A 17,257-nucleotide genomic window follows, 5' to 3' on the forward strand; every position below is an offset into this window, starting at 1 on the left:
GTCAGGGCCGGGGCAGGGTGCAGCCGGCCTGGGTGAGGGCGATTTCGTTGGCTGCGGTGAGGCACGCGGGAATGCCGTAGGTCTCCTGGCCGTAGTTCGTCTTGTAGTGGACGGTGACGTTGCCGGCCTGGTCGACCTCGCACGGGTTGTTCTCCGTGCAGCGCGCGCCGTCCTCGTTGCCGGTGTTGTTCACGCCGACGACCTTGCCGCCGGAGACGATCGGCGAGCCCGACGTGCCGCCGATGGTCTGGCAGGCGGACGTGTAGCGGATCGAGTCCTTCCAGGTCCAGCTGCCCTCCTTCAGCCGGTAGACGAAGCCGTCGACGTTGCAGGAGTAGATCCGCTTCCAGTAGCCCGAGACGACGTCGATCGCGGAGCCAGCCGTCGGGTGCGCGTTGGACAGCTCCAGCGGCGAGATCCCGTAGCTCGACTTGATCTGCGCGTAGGTGGTGGTGAGCTGGTAGAGCGACACGTCGGTGTCGGTCATCGTCCCGTAGACGATCTTCTTCGCGCGCAGGGTGCCCGCGTTGCCGCCGCTCGCGTTGAGCAGCGTGAACGTCCGGCTGGACGTGCGGTTGGTGATGACCTGGCCGGGGGCGGGGAACCCGGTCTCGAGGCAGTGCCCGTTGGACATGACGAGCGCGGGTGCGGTGTCGGGTGTCGCGGCGGGCTTGACCACCGAACCCGAGCAGTTGGACAGGGCTACCGTGCCGGCGAAGTTCGCCGCGGCCGCACTCGCCGGGGTCGTCCCCAGTAATACTGTGGCGGTCGCGGCGGTGAGCAGGGCGCCGAGGAGGCGTCGGGTCATGGCGGATCCTTTCGGCTGAACGGGGAATTCAGTGAACCGGTCACGTCCCCGCGCCCACCACCGTCGAACGGAGGGTATCCACCCGGTCACGCGCTAGGCTGCGCGGGACGTGGCCGAAATCACGTGGCAGGTACGTTGGGGAAACATCGTCGAGGTCAGCGGCGATGCGCAGGGCACAGGACCGGCGGCGTGTTGGGCCACCTCCGCGCCGTCCGGGCCGGACCAGCGTGCACACTGGCAGGTCGAGACACGGGCCCGGACCCCTCAGGGGGACGGGGCGCAGTGCAGTCCCGCGGCGGTGGGACGAGATGAGCGGAGAGCAGGACAGCGTGGCAGGAGCAGGGACCAAGAAGAACGGAGCCGGGGCGGACAACGGCGCCGGGCACCGGCGGCTCGTGATCGTCGAGTCACCGACCAAGGCCCGCAAGATCGCCCCCTACCTCGGCGGCGGCTACGTCGTCGAGTCCTCCGTCGGGCACATCCGCGACCTGCCGCGCGGTGCCGCCGACGTCCCCGCCCAGTACAAGGGCGAGTCGTGGGCCCGGCTCGGTGTCGACGTCGACAACGACTTCAAGGCCCTCTACGTGGTCACCCCGGACAAGAAGTCCAAGGTCACCGAGCTCAAGGGGCTGCTGAAGGACGTCGACGAGCTCTACCTCGCGACGGACCCCGACCGCGAGGGCGAAGCCATCGCGTGGCACCTGCTCGAGACGCTGAAGCCGAAGGTCCCGGTCCGCCGGATGGTCTTCCACGAGGTCACCGAGCAGGCGATCCTCGCGGCCGCCGACTCGACCCGTGAGCTGGACGCCGACCTCGTCGACGCGCAGGAGACCCGCCGCATCCTCGACCGCTTGTACGGCTACGAGGTCTCGCCGGTGCTGTGGAAGAAGGTCATGCCGAAGCTTTCGGCGGGCCGTGTGCAGTCGGTGGCGACCCGGATCGTGGTCGAGCGCGAACGCGAGCGGATGCGCTTCACCTCGGCGTCGTACTGGGACATCTCCGCCACGATGGACGCCGGCGAAGAGGCGTCGCCGCGCAGCTTCCCGGCTCGCCTGGTCGCCGTCGACGGCGCGCGCCTGGCCACCGGCCGCGACTTCGGCTCGGACGGTCAGCTCAAGTCCTCGAACAACGAGATCCGCGTGCTGGCCGAGGCCGACGCGCGGCGCCTGGCCGACGCGCTCAAGCAGCGTGACTTCAAGGTCTCGAGCGTCGAGGAAAAGCCGTACACGCGGAAGCCGTACGCGCCGTTCATGACTTCGACGCTGCAGCAGGAGGCGGGCCGCAAGATGCGGTTCACCTCGGAGCGCACGATGCGGATCGCGCAGAAGCTGTACGAGAACGGTTACATCACTTATATGCGTACCGACTCGACGACCCTGTCGGAGTCGGCGATCTCGGCGGCGCGCAGCCAGGCCACGCAGCTGTACGGCAAGGAGTACGTCTCGCCGTCGCCGCGCCAGTACACGCGCAAGGTCAAGAACGCGCAGGAGGCGCACGAGGCGATTCGGCCGTCGGGCGAGGTCTTCCGCACACCGGGCCAGGTCGCGAGCGAGCTGGACACCGACGAGTACCGCCTGTACGAGATGATCTGGCAGCGCACGATCGCGTCGCAGATGGCGGACGCCAAGGGCACCACGATGTCCGTGCGCATCGTCGGCAACGCGACTTCGGGCGAAGAGTGCACCTTCGCCGCTTCGGGCCGCACGATCACGTTCGCGGGCTTCCTGAAGGCGTACGTCGAGGCCGTCGACACCGAGACCGGTGGCGAAGCCGACGACAAGCAGAGCCGCCTGCCGGTGCTCGAGAAGGACCAAGACCTCACCGCGACCGAACTGAGCCCGGACGGCCACACGACGTCGCCTCCGGCGCGCTACTCGGAGCCGAGCCTGGTCAGCAAGCTGGAAGAGCTGGGCATCGGCCGCCCGTCGACGTACGCGTCGATCATCAAGACCATCCAGGACCGCGGCTACGTCTGGAAGAAGGGCTCCGCGCTCGTTCCGTCGTGGGTCGCGTTCGCCGTGATCGGCCTGATGGAACGGCACTTCGAGCGGCTCGTCGACTACGACTTCACCGCCGGCATGGAGGACGAGCTCGACCGCATCGCCAACGGCGACGAGCAGCGCGGCCAGTGGCTGTCGAAGTTCTATTTCGGCGGCGACATGGGCGTCGACGGTTCGATCGGCCGCCTGGGCGGGCTGAAGAAGCTCGTCGAAGGCAGCGTTGAGGACATCGACGCGCGGGAGATCAACTCGATCCCGCTGTTCAGTGACGCCGACGGGCACACCGTCGTGGTCCGTGTCGGCCGCTACGGGCCCTACCTCGAGCGCGAGGTCGACGGCGAGTCGCAGCGCGCGAACCTGCCCGAGGACCTGCCGCCGGACGAGCTCACGCAGGAGATCGCGGAGAAGCTGTTCGCGACCCCGCAGGAGGGCCGCACGCTGGGCAATGACCCGGTGAGCGGGAACCCGATCGTCGCGAAGGAAGGCCGCTTCGGGCCGTACGTCACCGAGCTGCTGCCCGAGATCGAGATTCCCGAGGACGCCACGGCGGCGCAGAAGAAGGCCGCCAAGGCGAAGGCGCCGAAGCCGCGTACGGGATCGCTGTTCAAGTCGATGGACATCGAGACCATCACGCTCGAAGACGCGCTGAAGCTGCTTTCGCTGCCGCGCGTGGTCGGCAAGGACCCGGAGTCCGGTGACGAGATCACCGCGCAGAACGGGCGCTACGGGCCGTACCTGAAGAAGGGCACGGACTCGCGTTCGCTCGCGACCGAGGACCAGCTCTTCTCGATCACGGTCGAAGAGGCGCTCAAGATCTACGCCGAGCCGAAGCAGCGTGGGCGGTCCGCCACGGCGAAGCCGCCGCTCAAGGAGCTCGGCGAGGACCCGGTGTCGAAGAAGCCGATGGTGGTGAAGGACGGGCGGTTCGGCCCGTACGTGACCGACGGCGAGTACAACGCGACGCTGCGGAAGGGCGACGAAATCGAGTCGCTGACCGCCGAACGGGCGTCCGAGCTGCTCGCGGAGAAGCGGGCGAAGGGCCCGGCGCCGAAGCGGAAGGCGCCGGCGCGGAAGCCGGCTTCGACGACGGCGAAGACGGTCAAGGCGGGCACGAGCAAGACCGCCAAGACCGCGGCCGCGAAGTCGACCACGGCGAAGCGCAGCTCCACCGCGACGAAGGCCAAGTAGCACGGTCCGATGTTCGTGAAGGCCTCCTTACCGGCCATAAGAGCCGGTAAGGAGGCCTTCACGGCGTTTGCCCACACTTTCGGGTGACACCTCGAACGGATGTTCGGGAAATTGTCGGTGGTCCCGGGTTTCATGGACGTGTGACCAAGACACCACGCACCGTGCACACGGTGACCACCAAGATCCTCAGGCCGGTCCGGCAGGCGGCCCTCGGCAGTGCCACCGCCATGGAGCTGATGGAAACGCTCCCCGGCTTCATCGGGACCGGCGGCGTCTGCGGCGTAGCTGTGGCGATGTCCGACGAGCCGTGGACGGCGGCGTTCTTCGACGACGGCGAGAAGTTCGGCGTCGCCGGGGACGGCCTGAGCCTGTCCGGGCCTTCGCCGGGCTCGGTCGCGGAGCTGCTCCGCTTGGCGCTCACGCGCCTGCCTCCTCTGCCGCCGGCGCCGGGCGAGGGCGTGTGCCTCGACGCCGACGAGCGCGGAGTGCTCGAGCCCGAGCAGGAGTGTCTCGTCCTCGGCGTGCTGGATGATCTGCGGCGGACCCGGCTCGGCACCGTCCAGATCGACTTCGCCCGTGACGGCGACGGGCGGCCGTGGGAGATGCTGGCGTTCGTCGACGACGGCCGCGGCCGGCACCTGGCGGCGCTGGGCGGACGCCGGGGTGGCCACCGCCGGTTCTGGTGGCTGCCCGGGAGCGTGGAGGGGCTCGCGGACTTCGTCGAAGGGCGGGTGCCGGAGCATGTCTGAGCCGCTCGCCGACCGCTCACCGACCGATGTCACCCGGTCGAACATATGTGCGAGAAATTGTCGGTGCCAGGGTGTTCAATCTAGGGGTGAACACTTCAGTCGCCGTCTTCGACGTCATCGACGAGGTCATCGCCCCGCTGTCGGCCGAGGTGCCGGAGCGGCCCTCGGTGATGGAGTTCTACGACCCCGAGTTCGAGATCCCGCCGGTGTTGGCGGACACCGAACCGCTGCCGGGCCGTCGCTCCTCGCCCGCGCGGAGCCTCGCCGACGAGGTGGAGCAGTACACCCGGTTCGTCGCCGGGATGGCCGCGATCGGCCTCGCGCCGGGTGGCGAGGTCACGCCGGAAGCCGTCGGGCTGTACCGGGCGCTGCGGGGCGGTTTCATCCGCGGCGTGGTCACCGGCGTCTTCCCGGCCCGGCGGGAGCCGTGGGAGGTGCGGTTCTTCGGCGACGAGGACTACACCACGGTGCTGCACAAGCTGGGCAACCGCGCGCGCCTGCGGTCCGGCTTCCTGAGCGAACTGCCGGGCTGGGTGTTCGACGGCCTGCCCGACCGGCCGCCCGGCCCCGGGCAGCACCTGCGGATCGAGACCGACGAGGGCGGGCTGATCCCGCGCCGGTGCGAGCGGGCGGTCGAGCTGATCCGCGAGTGCGCGGCCCGGCCGCGGCTGGGCACGGTGCTGGTCGACCTCGCGGTGCGCGACGCGATCCTGGCCGAGTACCCGCACGGCGCGTTCGGGCTGGTGGACAACGACCTGGGCCGGTACCAGTTCAGCGCCGCGGTCGGCCGGACCGGGCGCTGGACCGTCACGTGGGGTCCGGCGTCGCGGAGCACGGCCGAGCAGTGGATCGTCGAGGCGGTGCAGAGCCATGCCTGAGGACGCGGTGGTGCGGACGACGGCCGGGGAGGGAGTGGATCGCGTGGTCGAGGCGGCGCCGAGGGACCTGACGGTTCGCGAGGCGATCCTCGCGGCGGCCGAGCTGAACGGCGGCGTACCGGAGCCGCGGGCGGACGCGGGCCGTTCGGAGGTCGAGTCGGGCGAGAGGAGGTGCCATGGCTGACCGCACGGCGGCCCGGGAGCTGCTCGAACTGGCCGCCGGTCCGGTGCTGGCGGCGATGCCGGATCGCGAGCCGGTCGACCGGCTCTACAACCCGGAGGTCAGCGACCACGACATCCTCGTGCACGGACCGGTCTCCGACGATCCCGCCGACCTGGTGGCCGAGGTCGAGCGGCACACGGCGTGGGCGGCCTGGATCGACGGCACACCGTTCGGCGTGGACGGCGAGCTCAACGAGGTCGGCTTCGAGGTGGTGTCGCTGATGCTGCGCGGTTCGGTCCGGGCGGCGCTGTGCGGCGTGTTCGACGAAGGCCCGGAGACGGCGGACATCCGCTGCTACGCGGACGGTGAACGGGCCTTCATGATGGGCTCGCTGCCCGGCCGCACGGCGATCCACCTCGCCGACTTCGAGGAGCTGCCGGAGATGCTGGTGGCGGAGCTGCCGGAGGCCCCGTTCGGCGCTTCGCCCCGCGCGATCTGGGTGTCGGTGGACGCCGACGGCCTGGTCCACGACGGCCAGGACGCCGACGTGGGTGCCATGCGCGAGCTGCTGGGCCGCCCGCGCTCGGGCACGGCGGTGCTGGACATGCTGGCGTTCGGCGGCCTGTGCGCGGAGTTCCCGGACCACGGGTTCGTCCTGGTGGACACGGACCTGGGCCGGTTCGCCCTGGCCGCCCTCGACCGCGGCGACGGCCGTCGCCAGCTGGTCCTGAGCCCCTTCAGCCGCGGCATGCTGCGCGACTGGTGCCGGAAGATGGTCGACCTGGGACAGGAGGAGATCCCCTGAGAAGAGGAAGGCGGCGGACCGGCCGCCGGTGACACGCCGACCCGACCGTCGGCTGGCCGCCGAGTTGCGGGAGGGGCCGATGCCGACCCGCGCGCTCGTGCGGAGGGACGGCGTTGGTCCGCGCGGCGGGGGACGGGCGGTGCCGCCCGTGCGGAGGACGGCTTCGGTCCGGCGCGGTGGCGGGACGGGCGGTGCCAGGCCGACCAGGTCGCCAGTGTGGCCCGTCGGGCTCGCGCGGTGGCGGCGGGAGGTCGCCGGCTCGGCGCGCCATCGAAACAGTCAGTGATCGCGCCCGCCTGGGCCGATGCTCCGACCGGCCGCTCCCGACCCGCCACCCGGCGCACTCCGTCCATCCGGCGCCTCCAGGCAAACCCGTCCCCGACCCGAGCGCGAACCGGCAAACTGGTCACCGGAGGCCCGTCCCTGGCCAGCCCCGCCCGAAGCGCCTTGTGACCCGACTCACTACGATCCGTCACCATTGGCGGTCGACCGGACCACCGGCGGACTGGACACTGCAGGGGGTTCGGGCACGGGCTTGCGCTGCGTGACCGACCCTCCATTACAGACAGAGCCATTGGGCGGATGCGTTATCCGCCATCGTCGCTACCCTGGAAAGGCGAGGACATTCAGTAGTGAGGTGGTCACCATGAGCGCGAACGGTGAGGCTCCCTTCTTCAATGCCCCCGAGCTCACTCAGCGCGACGGCACGTTGTCCGAAGCCCCCGGCGAAACGTTCGCCGACCCCGTCTCGGGACTGGTCACGGCGGCGCCCGAGCCACGCACCGCGGTCGCCAATGGCCACGAGCCCGCCGCCTTCCCGGTGGCCGGGCCCGTGCAGCACGACGAGGAAGCCGTGCGCCGGATGGTCGAGGAGACCCTCCGGGAGGAGGAGTCCGGGGCCCCGAGGCCGATTCCCCCGGCCGGCACCACGAGCAACGTCGGCGAAGAACCGTCGCCGCCGATGGGGCTCCTGCCGCGCCAGCGGAACCGGCGGCGCACCTGGCCGAGCCGGCCGCCGATGCTGCAGCGGCCCGTGCGGCAGAAGGCACCGGCCGAGGACGGCTTCGACGAAGACCTCGAGGTGGTTCCCGTCAAGCGGCGGCGGCTGCCGTCGATGTCGATGCCCGCCTTCAACCGGCCGTCGTCGAGTGCCGCGGGGGTCATGCTCGCCGTGGTGTTGCTGATCGTGTTCGGTTTCGTCGCCATCGAGCTGGTGTCGAGCCTGGTCAGCAGCGTGACAGGACTGTTCGACTAGCGTTCGCTCGCTGTTCCCCGCCCCACCGGCACCTCGGGGCCGTCCGCGAGGCAAGGGCCGATCGGGCTACCCTGACTTCACGGTCGGGCGACCTCACGAGGGCGTCCGGCGCCGCGGTGACTAGTGGGGTGGGCGTATCAGCGAGGGCTTGCGATCGGTACCCGGGGCCGGCCCGGGCGGATCGTCGGGCGCCGAAGCGTCCACGATCAACCGGGTCCGGCGGGTACTGGCGATCAAACCGTTCCGGCGCCTCTGGGGCGTCACGTACCTGTGCAGCGTGGCCGACTGGCTGAACATCCTCGCCCTGACCGGCCTGGCCACGAAGCTGACCGACAACTACTTCGCCCAGAACTTCGCGTTCGTCGGCGTGGTGCTCACCGGCCTCGCGCCGGGGCTGCTGTTCGCGCCCGTCGGCGGGCTGCTCGCGGACCGGTTCGACCGGCGCAAGGTCATGATCGTGGCGGACCTGCTGCGCTGCGGCTTCCTGCTGTCCATCGCCTTCGTCAGCGCGCCGTGGTGGCTGCTGGTCGGCAACTTCCTCGTCGGCAGCGCCGCGAGCATGTGGATCCCCTCGAAAGAGGCCGCGGTCCCGAACCTGCTCCGCCGCCCGGACCAGGTGGAGACGGCCAACCAGCTCGGCATGGTGATGACCTACGGCCTCGCCGTCGTCACCGCGGCCGGCGCGAACGCGATCATCACCGGCGTCAACACGACTTTCCACCTGTTCGGGGACAACGCCAGCCTCAGCATCGCGAAGCTGGTCGTCGTCATCACCGGCCTGCTCTACCTGTCCAGCGCGATCCTCATCGCCACGCGCATCCCCGAGCTGTCGCTGCGCAACGTCCACGCGCTGCCGGAACAGAAGGTCAAGCAGGCCGACGAGGAGAAGCTCGGCGTCGGCACCATGATCGCCGACGGCTTCCGCTTCGTCCGCAGCACGCCGCTCGTGCGCGGGCTGCTGGTGGGCGCGTTCGGCGCGTTCGCCGCCGGCGGCGCGGTGATCGGTTCGGCCAAGCCGTACTCCTCCAGCCTGCTGGCCGGCGACTCGGCGTTCAGCCTCCTGGTGCTGGCCGTCTTCGTCGGCCTGGCCTCCGGCATGGCGTTCGCGCCCAAGCTCGCCCGGCGGCTCCCGCACGACCGGCTGTTCGGTGTCTCGATCATCGCGGCCGGGCTTTCGCTCGCGCTGGTCGCGTTGTCACCGCACCTGTCGGTCTCGCTGATCACCGTGGTGCTGGTCGGCTTCTGGGCCGGGACGGCGTTCCTCACCGGTGTCACGATCATCGGCTCGCGCGTCGAAGACGCCATCCGCGGCCGGATCAACGCCATCTACCAGCTGATGATGAAGCTCGTGCTGTTCGGCACCACGGTCACCGTCCCGGTGCTGGTCGGTGTCATGGGGACGAGCACCTTCAGCGTCTGGGGCGGCAAGGTCTCGGTCGACGGCACCCGGCCGATCATGCTCGCCGGCGCCGCGATCGCGCTGATCGCCGGGTTCTTCGCCTACCGGCAGATGGACGACAAGCGCACCGAACCGATCCTGTCGGACCTGCGCAACGCGCTGCGCCGCACGCCGCGGCGTGTCAACGGCTTCCTCATCGCCGTCGAGGGCACCACCGCGATCAACACGGCGATCCAGGCCGTCAACCTCGCCGACTGGATGCGCGGGGGTACCCGGCCCGTCGTCGTCGCCGCGGATCCGGCGCTCGACGACAAGCGCCTCACCGCCCTCGTCTCCGGCGCTTCGCTGACCGGCGCGCGGGCCCAGGCGCTGGCCGCCGCCGCGGTGCGGGCCGACATCGTCGAGCGGCACGTGCAGCCGGCGCTCGACGCCGGTTCGGTCGTGGTGATGGAACGGTTCGTCGACTCGCCGCTGGCACACCTGTCGGCCGTCGCCGGGCTGGACAGCGACGAGCTCGAAGGCCTCGCCGACTGGGCGACCGGACGGCTGCGGCCGGACCTGACCGTTCTGCTGGACTCGGCCCCGAACGGCGCGCCGCGCGACCGGTCGACCACGATGAACGACCAGTGGCGCGTCCAGCACCTGCTCACCGAAATGGCCGCGGCCGACCCGGAGCGGTACGTCGTGGTCGACGCCGACGGCACCGACACCGAGGTCGCCGAGCGCATCCGCACCGCCCTGCGCGCGGTGTTCGTCGGCCGGCTGTCCGCGCTGGCCCCGCTGGCCGACGCGCCGGTCACCGGAGACCCGGCGACCACCGACGGGCCGACGACGGACCGGCCCACCGTCCGCCCGCTGGACATCGACGACCCCCTGCCCGTCGAGACCTCGGAAGAGCCTCGCGTGGAGGCGAAGTGACGACGACCGAACGCATCGGCGTCTGGAACCAGCTGGTCGGGCAGGAGCCCGCGGTCGAAACGCTGGCCACGGCGGCGTCGGCCGCCGCGAAGATCGTCGCCGGCGAGCCGGCCCCGTCCGGCGCGATGACGCACGCGTGGCTGCTCACCGGCCCGCCCGGGTCCGGCCGCTCGGTGGCCGCGCGGACGTTCGCCGCGGCCCTGCAGTGCAGCACTGGCACCGGCTGCGACGCCTGCCCGGGCTGCCACACGACGATGGCGGGCACCCACGCCGACGTCCGGCTCGTGGTGCCGGAAGGCCTGTCCATCTCGGTCGCCGAGATGCGTGCCCTGGTGCAGGCGGCCGCGCGCCGTCCGACCACCGGCAAGTGGCAGGTCGTGATCATCGAAGACGCCGACAGGCTCACCGAAGGCGCGTCGAACGCGCTGCTGAAGGCCGTCGAGGAGCCGCCGGAGCGCACGGTCTTCCTGCTCTGCGCGCCATCGGACCACCCCGACGACGTCTCGGTGACGATCCGCTCGCGCTGCCGCCTGGTGACGCTGCGGACGCCGCCGCCCGAGGCGATCGCGGACGTCCTGGTGCGCCGCGACCACGTCGACCCGGAGCGTGCGCAGTGGGCGGCTTCGGTGTGCGGCGGCCACGTCGGCCGCGCGCGCCGGCTCGCCACCGACGAGGCCGCGCGGCAGCGGCGGGCCACCGTGCTGCGGATCCCCACCGGCCTGCGCCGGCCCAGTGACGTCTTCACCTGCGCCGACCAGCTGATCAGCGCGGCGGAGGCCGACGCGGGCGAAGCGAGCAAGGGCCGCGACGAGGACGAGCGCAACGAACTGCGCACGGCGATGGGCGGCGACGGCATCGGCAAGGGCGTCGCCGGAGCGAAGCGAGCCGCCGAAGCGGCGGTGAAGCAGCTCGAGAAGAAGCAGAAGTCCCGCGCGACGCGCACCCAGCGCGACACGCTCGACCTCTCGTTGATCGACCTGGCGGGCTTCTACCGCGACGTCCTGGTGACGACGACCCGCTCCGGCGCGACGCTGAACCACCCCGACCACGCCGACCAGATCGCCGAAGCGGCGTCGGCGTGGACACCGGAATCGACGCTTCGCCGCCTCGAAGCGGTGCTGGAATGCCGCGAGGCGATCGACCTGAACGTCAAGCCGCGCATCGCCGTCGAGGCGATGGTCACGACGCTTCGCCAGGGCTGAGCACAAAGAAACCCGCCGAGAGCCGGAGCTCTCGGCGGGTTCCTTCACTGCCCCCGGGGCTGCCTCAGGTCACTCGCGCGGACGCGGTGACGGCTTGAACGGCTTCTCCTCGGCCGCCACGGCCAGCGGGCGACGTCGCGCGCCCGGCATCGCGGCCACCATGACCACGCCGAGCAGCAGCATCGCGGTGCCCGTCCAGAACAGCGGCACCGTGTCGTACGCGCCGCCGGTGTAGGCGAGGTTCTTCACCGGTCCCTTCGGGGCCTGACCACCCGCGGGCGGGGCCGACGTCGTCCCGCAGACCACGCCGCCGGTCGGCGCGTAGGCCCGCGCGACCTGCTCGCCGAGCGACAGCTGCGCCAGTGACGACGGCAGGTTCTTCGCCTGGTCGGCGGGCAGCAGGCTCTTGAGCTTGGTCGTGGGCAGCAGCTGCAGGTCGAACAGCCGCGCCGACGCACCCAGCTGGAAGCCCTTGAACGGCGTCGTCATCTGCGCGGACTTCTGGTCCAGCCCGGCGATGCTCAGCCGCAGGACCCCGAGGTCCAGCACGGTTCCGGCGGTGTTGCCGACCTGCTGGATGCCCTTGGTGAGCGTCGAGACCAGGCCGCCGACCACCGGGATGTCGTTGAGCTGCCCGAACTGGTCACTCAGCCCGGCCAGCGGCAGCCCGATCGGGATGTCCTTCGTCGGGTGCGCCGCGTCCAGCGTGTACAGCGTCTTGCCGGCCGCCTCGATGGTCAGCACCGGCGCGGTGTAGTCCACCTTGGACGTCTTCGCGTCGCCGGTGGAGGTCACCTTCAGCGTCGGCTGGCTGGCCACCTTGATGCTCAGCGCCAGCGGCGTCCCTTTGAGGATCTCGATGTCCGCGGCCTGCAGCGTCGACGTCGACTGCACGGCCTTGTTCTTCGAGCCCGGGACGTCGACCAGCTTCACCTGCGAACGCGACGACAGCGTGTTCGGCAGGCTCAGCAGCGAGCCGGCGCCGTTCGCCGCGGTCTGGCCGCCGCCCTGCAGCAGCCCGCCGAGGCTCTGCAGGCCCTTGGTCAGGTCGAAGCCCTTCGCGAGCGTGCTCGGGTCCAGAGCGAGCTTGTCGAGGCCCAGGTTCGGCATCGACGGGATGACGTTCAGCAGCGACAGGCTCGCGACCGACGTGCTCGCGTCCGCGATGGTGTCGACGCACGGACCGAGCGTCGGGCTCCACCGCGCGTGCGCACTCCCATTGAGCAGCCCCACGTTCAGCAGCGGATTCGGCGGCGCGTTCAGCCCACCGCTGATCGGCTGCGGGTTGTCCGGCAACGCGGTCTGCACGACACTGCCCGGCGTCTGCGGCGCGTTCCCGCCCACCGACAGCCCGAACGGCGACGCCTGCGCGATCGCCTTCTCATAGCTCAGGTAGGCGTCGGAGTTCGCCGACGCGCTCGAGAGGCCCATCCCGGCCTCGAGCGCCGACTGCTTCGGCAGGGTGTCGCCGAACCCGGGCAGGATCGTCTTCGTCGGCACGGCATTCGGCAGCAACCGGATGATGCCGAGCGCGGTCCCCGCATCCCCGACGGCCTGCCCCAGCGGCTGCGGCCCGATCGGCGCCGAGATCGGCGCCTGCCCCGGGTTCGCCGGCTGCGGGATCGGCGTCGTCGGATAAGTCGGATCGGCATGCGCCGGCGCCGCGCTGAGCAGGAGCAACGCCGCAGCCGCCGGCAGGGCCACCGAACGGGGCAGTCTTCGCCGCATGTGCCAGAGCCTCCAGATAGGTCGATCGGCGGATGAGACCGACGTCATAGGGCCCTAACGACAGTCCCCCCGGAAAGTGACGCAGACAGCCTCCGCTACACTTGTCGTCGTCGCCAGCGCGAGCCGGAGACATGCCGCCTTAGCTCAGTCGGCCAGAGCGATTCACTCGTAATGAATAGGTCAGGGGTTCGATTCCCCTAGGCGGCTCCGCAGGTCAGGCCCCATCCGAGACACCTCGGATGGGGCCTGACTCGTCTGGTGGGTGACTAAGTGGGTGACTACGACGCCCGGTCGGTGGGAGAAGAAACTTCCGCAAGTTCACCCGGCGCGGGGAAGCCGGTCCATCGCGACCGCACCCGACTCGACCACCGGCCTGATCTGCTTCCGGTAGACCAGCTCGTCACGGCCGTGCTGCTGTGCCCAACCAAACGCGAGATCTCCTCGATCGGCGTATCCCACGCCGAGCCTGTCGGCGTCGGCCTACAAGCCCACGCGTGTCGAACCGGGGGTGTTCAGAGGTTTCTTACTTGTTGAAGCGGCTCTCCGGGGCCGCTGAGCACTGTGTTTGACCCGCGGGCAAGCCCCGCCAGGGCGTGTGGGCCGGCGCCCGGTCCCCGGCGGTCGCCCGCGCAAGGAGCCCAGCGACCACCCGCTGACGGGGCACGCGATGTCCACTACGCCCCGATGAAGGCGCCGGTCACTGCCGGCGACTCATTGCTCATGAGTTCGATGCTGGACTCGGCGCGGTGCACGTGAGACTTCTCGTCTCGCCACGGGCCAGCAGCTTCACAGGTGACGATCGCTGTCACTGCAAATGCGGCCGAGACCCAGAAGTTGACGTGGGCTTTCATTCGCAAGTCAAACGAGTTCGACCTCCTCAAGGGCTATCACGTCGTGTCAAGGGGGCGGACGTCGCAGGCGGGTTCACCTGACGTCAATGCGCCCCCTCGACGCGATGTGACCGGGCTCTGTCAGGTCGACGAGGTGCCGAAAGGCCATCTGCTAGTTGATGGAGACGGCTGGGGTGTAGCTAGGCGGCGACCGCCAGTGCCACACGCACAACTCGGAACTTTGCGCGTGCCACCTCGCGTCCATCGATCTCTGCAGTCACGCAGTAACTCCGGGTTTGGGAGCACGTCGCCCCGCCGTGTGCGGTACGGGGCGACGTGCTGTGGTGCGTCGGGCGGGACCTTCCCCGTCTCGTCCAACGCACCTCACCGTAGAACATGTGTTCGACGGTGTACAAGTCGAAATGATCGATGGGTGATGCGTCGGGAACATGTTATGTCTGCCTAAGCAAGTCCTCGGCGCCCGCCTAGCGGTGCTAGAGGTTGCAAGATTCATTCTCGTATTGCGGAAAAACCTACGAATCTTTGGTTTCTGAGTGAGTTTCACGACGAAATCTCTGCTATTTCGTTGAATTGCCTCCTTGTTTGTTGACGTGATCAAGTCACTCAATCGGCGGTGTCCCGGTGAGAGAATCTTGTGCTTGCCTTGGAGTCGTCGACGGCTAGTTGACTCTTGAAAGAGGGGAAATAGAGAAATGAGAAAGATTCGAAGAAGCTTGCCGTTTTCGATGATGAGGGTAGTGCTTGCAAGTCTGCTTCTGCTGCTGTCCTCGGTAGGACTTGTCGGCGTAGCGAATGCAAGCGAGGATTCTCAGCCTGTGAGCGTTGAGAAGAAATCGGTTACGACTGCGCACTTTAAGGCTGGCATCAAGAAGGCTGGCGCGAGTACAAATTCTTTGGAGGCTGACCCTCCTGGTGGCGGCTGCGAGGGGATAATTCAGTTCGAGACTACTGCCCACTATTTGAATGGTGCGCTCACGGATAGTCGTACGCCGTTCTACGGCAACGTGAATTGCACGACGACCGCTGATGGGCAGTTCATGGCCGAATTGAGTACTGCGTCATCACTTTTCATTGACGGGCGCACGCTCACGGATGCCGAGCCTGACGTCTGCGTGAATAGCAACAACTGTACTTCTACGACTGTGGGCTACTGTATTCAGCCTGAGCAGGTTTGTTCGGGAACATACTATGCGACGAATGTTATTACGATGTTTCTGCCTGACGGCTGGTATTGGACCGGCCCGCCGTGGGAGCAATGTACGGTGATCGGCGATGTTGAGGCATACTGCCCATTGAGGTCGACCGACGCGTATTTCCCGCCGTTCATTTAGTAGTAAGGTTGGTGTCGGGCGACGGATACGCTTGCTGGTTCGTCGCCCGGCATCGGTCAGGACAGCGTGTCGTTTCGAAAGGTCGTGCCATGGCTACCAGCTTCTTCGAAGTGGTCGGAACCCGGACGCTGCAGCTCTGGGTTCCGCCTGCGGGAGACTTCTTGCCGGCTGTCGTGCCGATCGAAGACCGTCTGGTCCGCAGCGATCATGCCTGCGTCGCGATCGAGAGCGCGGCAGTGTGGCCGTCCGGGATCACTCTGACGGTGGTGGTGCTGCTGCGAGAGGACCTGGCGGCGGGTGAGTCGTTGCCTCAGGTGGTGCGACACCCGGCCCACCAAGAAGAGGTGGGTGAAACCGGCCTGCTGTTCGGCGTAGCTTTTTCTGACGACACGGCCGCTACCAACGTCGACCGACTTGAGCACGATCGTCGGCTGACCAGCGGGCCGACGCTGGATCCGGGTGTTACTCAGGCGGGAAAGCGATCACTGCGTCAGCAGGTTCACCTGCGGCCACTGCCGCCCGAGGGGCCGCTGACGTTCGTCGTTCGCTGGCTCGACCGCGGCATTGAAGAGACCACCTTGCAGGTGGATAGCGGCCCGCTCCTTTTGGCGGCGGAACGAGCCCGCCAGATCTGGTAGTCGCTACCCAGGTAGCTGTCGGGGCCTGAGGCCCCGGACAGGCGGACTCGGGCCGTGGAGTGCATCAAATTCGGCGGCCTGAGAGCGCCGTACGTGAGCGAACGCGAGTGCGCTGGTGAGGTTGGGACCTCAGTGGCCGGAGCAGGCCCTCTCAGGGCCGATTTCCGGCGGCGATTGTCGCCGACGACTCGCTTGCACCGTGAAGCGTGGCCGAGTGACACCCCCAGGTGTAGAGACTGTCACACCTGTCACTCTGTCACTCTAATCCGTCTGACCTGCGGATTTAGGTGTGACAGGTGAGTGACACCTATGGTGATAACTTCTCCCACTCTACTACTGTGTCTCTAGTCACGAGTAAGTGAAAGCGGCTGGAACACGGTTAGGGTGAGGACGTCCTCGCCTAACCGTGTCCAGCCGCTTTGGTCTGAGATGGGTGTCTAACTGGGTGGCAATCCGGGTGACTAACCCCGGACGTATGTGGACGTTCAAGGACCATGGACGCACAGGTCAGAGCTCTGCGATCAAGGTCAACAAGTGACGAATTGCGCTCGTAATGAATAGGTCAGGGGTTCGATTCCCTAGGCGGCTCAGCAAGTGGTTGGCCCCTGCCCCTCGAGGGCAGGGGCCTTTTTCTTGCTTCGCGTACCTTGCGGGGCTCCGCCCCGCGCCCCGTCCGGAGGGCTCCGCCCCCGGCCCCCCGCCCTGGTTGCGTTTGGGGGTTGGCCGGCGGAATTTGTTCACCAGAACCACTCTTATGGGTCAAGAGACGACGAAGGCCGCCTCTTGTGGAGGCGGCCTTCGGTGGGACAAGGGGGCTTACTTCGGGGGCGTTACCTTCAGGACCGTGGCCTTTGCGTCGCCTCGGGGGGTTCGGTAGGTGATCTCGTCGCCCGCCTTGCGGCCCACCAGGGCCAGGCCCAGGGGGCTGTCGGAGGTGATCGCGTCCGCGTCTTCGCCCGGGACCGTCACCACCTGGAACGTCTCTTCGTCGCCGTCCGAGAAGCGGAGGGTCACCGTTGTTCCGTCGGGGAGCTGGGCGTTGCCGTAGCCGCCGTGTTCCATCTTCGCGGCCAGATCCGCGATCTGGCGGTCGAGCCGGGCCGCCGCCTCCGCGCGGTCGATCACGTCCGCCTGGTCCGCCGCGTCGCCCGTGCGCTCCTGCTCGCCGGGTTGCGGCGCCAGCGCTTCGCGTTGAGCGCGCAGGTTCGCGATTTCCTTCTCCAGCTGGCTGCGCGCAGCCGGGCTGAGCCCCTTGTCCCCTGAGATCACCATGCGCGCATTGTCCGCCGACAAGACCGGGGTGGCCAATCCGGTTTTTCACCCCGAGGCCACCCGCAGGACGTC

General features: G+C 68.8%; 13 protein-coding genes and 1 tRNA gene. 11 read left to right on the plus strand and 3 right to left on the minus strand.

What is annotated here, in order from left to right:
- Nucleotide 1 precedes the first annotated feature (1 nt).
- Nucleotides 2–808, minus strand: coding sequence for a S1 family peptidase (locus ACZ4TR_RS04140; RefSeq protein ID WP_465285676.1), 807 nt, complete (start codon nt 806–808; stop codon nt 2–4).
- 308 nt (nt 809–1,116) lie between these two features.
- Here ACZ4TR_RS04140 and topA point away from each other — a divergent pair, with 308 nt between their 5' ends.
- The 8 genes from topA to ACZ4TR_RS04180 all read left to right on the plus strand — a co-directional run bounded on the left by topA (nt 1,117) and on the right by ACZ4TR_RS04180 (nt 11,365).
- Nucleotides 1,117–3,996, plus strand: a complete 2,880-nt coding sequence (gene topA, locus ACZ4TR_RS04145) for a type I DNA topoisomerase (RefSeq protein ID WP_465285677.1) — start codon at nt 1,117–1,119, stop codon at nt 3,994–3,996.
- A gap of 170 nt (nt 3,997–4,166) precedes the next feature.
- Nucleotides 4,167–4,745: a hypothetical protein gene (locus ACZ4TR_RS04150; RefSeq protein ID WP_465285678.1), complete on the plus strand. Its 579-nt coding sequence runs from the start codon at nt 4,167–4,169 to the stop codon at nt 4,743–4,745.
- 86 nt (nt 4,746–4,831) lie between these two features.
- On the plus strand, nt 4,832–5,623 hold the full coding sequence (locus ACZ4TR_RS04155) for an ESX secretion-associated protein EspG (protein ID WP_465285679.1): 792 nt from the start codon (nt 4,832–4,834) through the stop codon (nt 5,621–5,623).
- Nucleotides 5,616–5,807, plus strand: a complete 192-nt coding sequence (locus tag ACZ4TR_RS04160; RefSeq protein WP_465285680.1) for a hypothetical protein — start codon at nt 5,616–5,618, stop codon at nt 5,805–5,807. Before ACZ4TR_RS04155 ends, ACZ4TR_RS04160 begins: the two co-directional genes overlap by 8 nt.
- Nucleotides 5,800–6,591: a hypothetical protein gene (locus ACZ4TR_RS04165; protein WP_465285681.1), complete on the plus strand. Its 792-nt coding sequence runs from the start codon at nt 5,800–5,802 to the stop codon at nt 6,589–6,591. The genes ACZ4TR_RS04160 and ACZ4TR_RS04165 overlap by 8 nt, the downstream gene beginning before the upstream one ends.
- Nucleotides 6,592–7,237: 646 nt before the next feature.
- On the plus strand, nt 7,238–7,846 hold the full coding sequence (locus ACZ4TR_RS04170; RefSeq protein WP_465285682.1) for a hypothetical protein: 609 nt from the start codon (nt 7,238–7,240) through the stop codon (nt 7,844–7,846).
- A 148-nt stretch (nt 7,847–7,994) separates the two neighbouring features.
- On the plus strand, nt 7,995–10,163 hold the full coding sequence (locus ACZ4TR_RS04175) for a bifunctional MFS transporter/dTMP kinase (RefSeq protein ID WP_465285683.1): 2,169 nt from the start codon (nt 7,995–7,997) through the stop codon (nt 10,161–10,163).
- Complete coding sequence (locus tag ACZ4TR_RS04180) at nt 10,160–11,365, plus strand: DNA polymerase III subunit delta' (RefSeq protein WP_364512497.1); 1,206 nt, start codon at nt 10,160–10,162, stop codon at nt 11,363–11,365. Before ACZ4TR_RS04175 ends, ACZ4TR_RS04180 begins: the two co-directional genes overlap by 4 nt.
- A 69-nt stretch (nt 11,366–11,434) precedes the next feature.
- Here the strand turns inward: ACZ4TR_RS04180 and ACZ4TR_RS04185 are convergent, their stop codons facing one another.
- Entirely contained in the window at nt 11,435–13,093 is a 1,659-nt protein-coding gene (locus ACZ4TR_RS04185) for a hypothetical protein (RefSeq protein ID WP_465285684.1), read from the minus strand.
- A gap of 133 nt (nt 13,094–13,226) precedes the next feature.
- Here ACZ4TR_RS04185 and ACZ4TR_RS04190 point away from each other — a divergent pair.
- From ACZ4TR_RS04190 to ACZ4TR_RS04200, 3 genes are all read left to right on the plus strand, one after another.
- Nucleotides 13,227–13,300: transfer RNA gene (locus ACZ4TR_RS04190), tRNA-Thr, on the plus strand.
- Nucleotides 13,301–14,636: 1,336 nt separating this feature from the next.
- The gene (locus ACZ4TR_RS04195) at nt 14,637–15,275 is read left to right on the plus strand and encodes a hypothetical protein (protein ID WP_465285685.1); all 639 of its coding nucleotides are present in this window, start codon (nt 14,637–14,639) and stop codon (nt 15,273–15,275) included.
- Nucleotides 15,276–15,364: 89 nt separating this feature from the next.
- Nucleotides 15,365–15,913, plus strand: a complete 549-nt coding sequence (locus tag ACZ4TR_RS04200; RefSeq protein WP_465285686.1) for a hypothetical protein — start codon at nt 15,365–15,367, stop codon at nt 15,911–15,913.
- An 816-nt stretch (nt 15,914–16,729) separates the two neighbouring features.
- Here ACZ4TR_RS04200 and ACZ4TR_RS04205 read toward each other — a convergent pair.
- Nucleotides 16,730–17,185 (minus strand): GreA/GreB family elongation factor, encoded by a 456-nt coding sequence (locus ACZ4TR_RS04205; RefSeq protein WP_364512476.1) that lies wholly within the window; start codon nt 17,183–17,185, stop codon nt 16,730–16,732.
- Between the last annotated feature and the right edge of the window lie 72 nt (nt 17,186–17,257).

The sequence above is a fragment of the Amycolatopsis sp. NPDC028719 genome (genome assembly GCF_055565395.1).

What these genes read in the sequence shown, in the direction of transcription:
- ACZ4TR_RS04140 (WP_465285676.1), bottom strand. Translation starts at nt 808, where the DNA reads ATGACCCGACGCCTCCTCGGCGCCCTGCTCACCGCCGCGACCGCCACA.
- topA (WP_465285677.1), top strand. Translation starts at nt 1,117, where the DNA reads ATGAGCGGAGAGCAGGACAGCGTGGCAGGAGCAGGGACCAAGAAGAAC.
- ACZ4TR_RS04160 (WP_465285680.1), top strand. Translation starts at nt 5,616, where the DNA reads ATGCCTGAGGACGCGGTGGTGCGGACGACGGCCGGGGAGGGAGTGGAT.
- ACZ4TR_RS04165 (WP_465285681.1), top strand. Translation starts at nt 5,800, where the DNA reads ATGGCTGACCGCACGGCGGCCCGGGAGCTGCTCGAACTGGCCGCCGGT.
- ACZ4TR_RS04170 (WP_465285682.1), top strand. Translation starts at nt 7,238, where the DNA reads ATGAGCGCGAACGGTGAGGCTCCCTTCTTCAATGCCCCCGAGCTCACT.
- ACZ4TR_RS04185 (WP_465285684.1), bottom strand. Translation starts at nt 13,093, where the DNA reads ATGCGGCGAAGACTGCCCCGTTCGGTGGCCCTGCCGGCGGCTGCGGCG.
- ACZ4TR_RS04195 (WP_465285685.1), top strand. Translation starts at nt 14,637, where the DNA reads ATGAGAAAGATTCGAAGAAGCTTGCCGTTTTCGATGATGAGGGTAGTG.
- ACZ4TR_RS04200 (WP_465285686.1), top strand. Translation starts at nt 15,365, where the DNA reads ATGGCTACCAGCTTCTTCGAAGTGGTCGGAACCCGGACGCTGCAGCTC.
- ACZ4TR_RS04205 (WP_364512476.1), bottom strand. Translation starts at nt 17,185, where the DNA reads ATGGTGATCTCAGGGGACAAGGGGCTCAGCCCGGCTGCGCGCAGCCAG.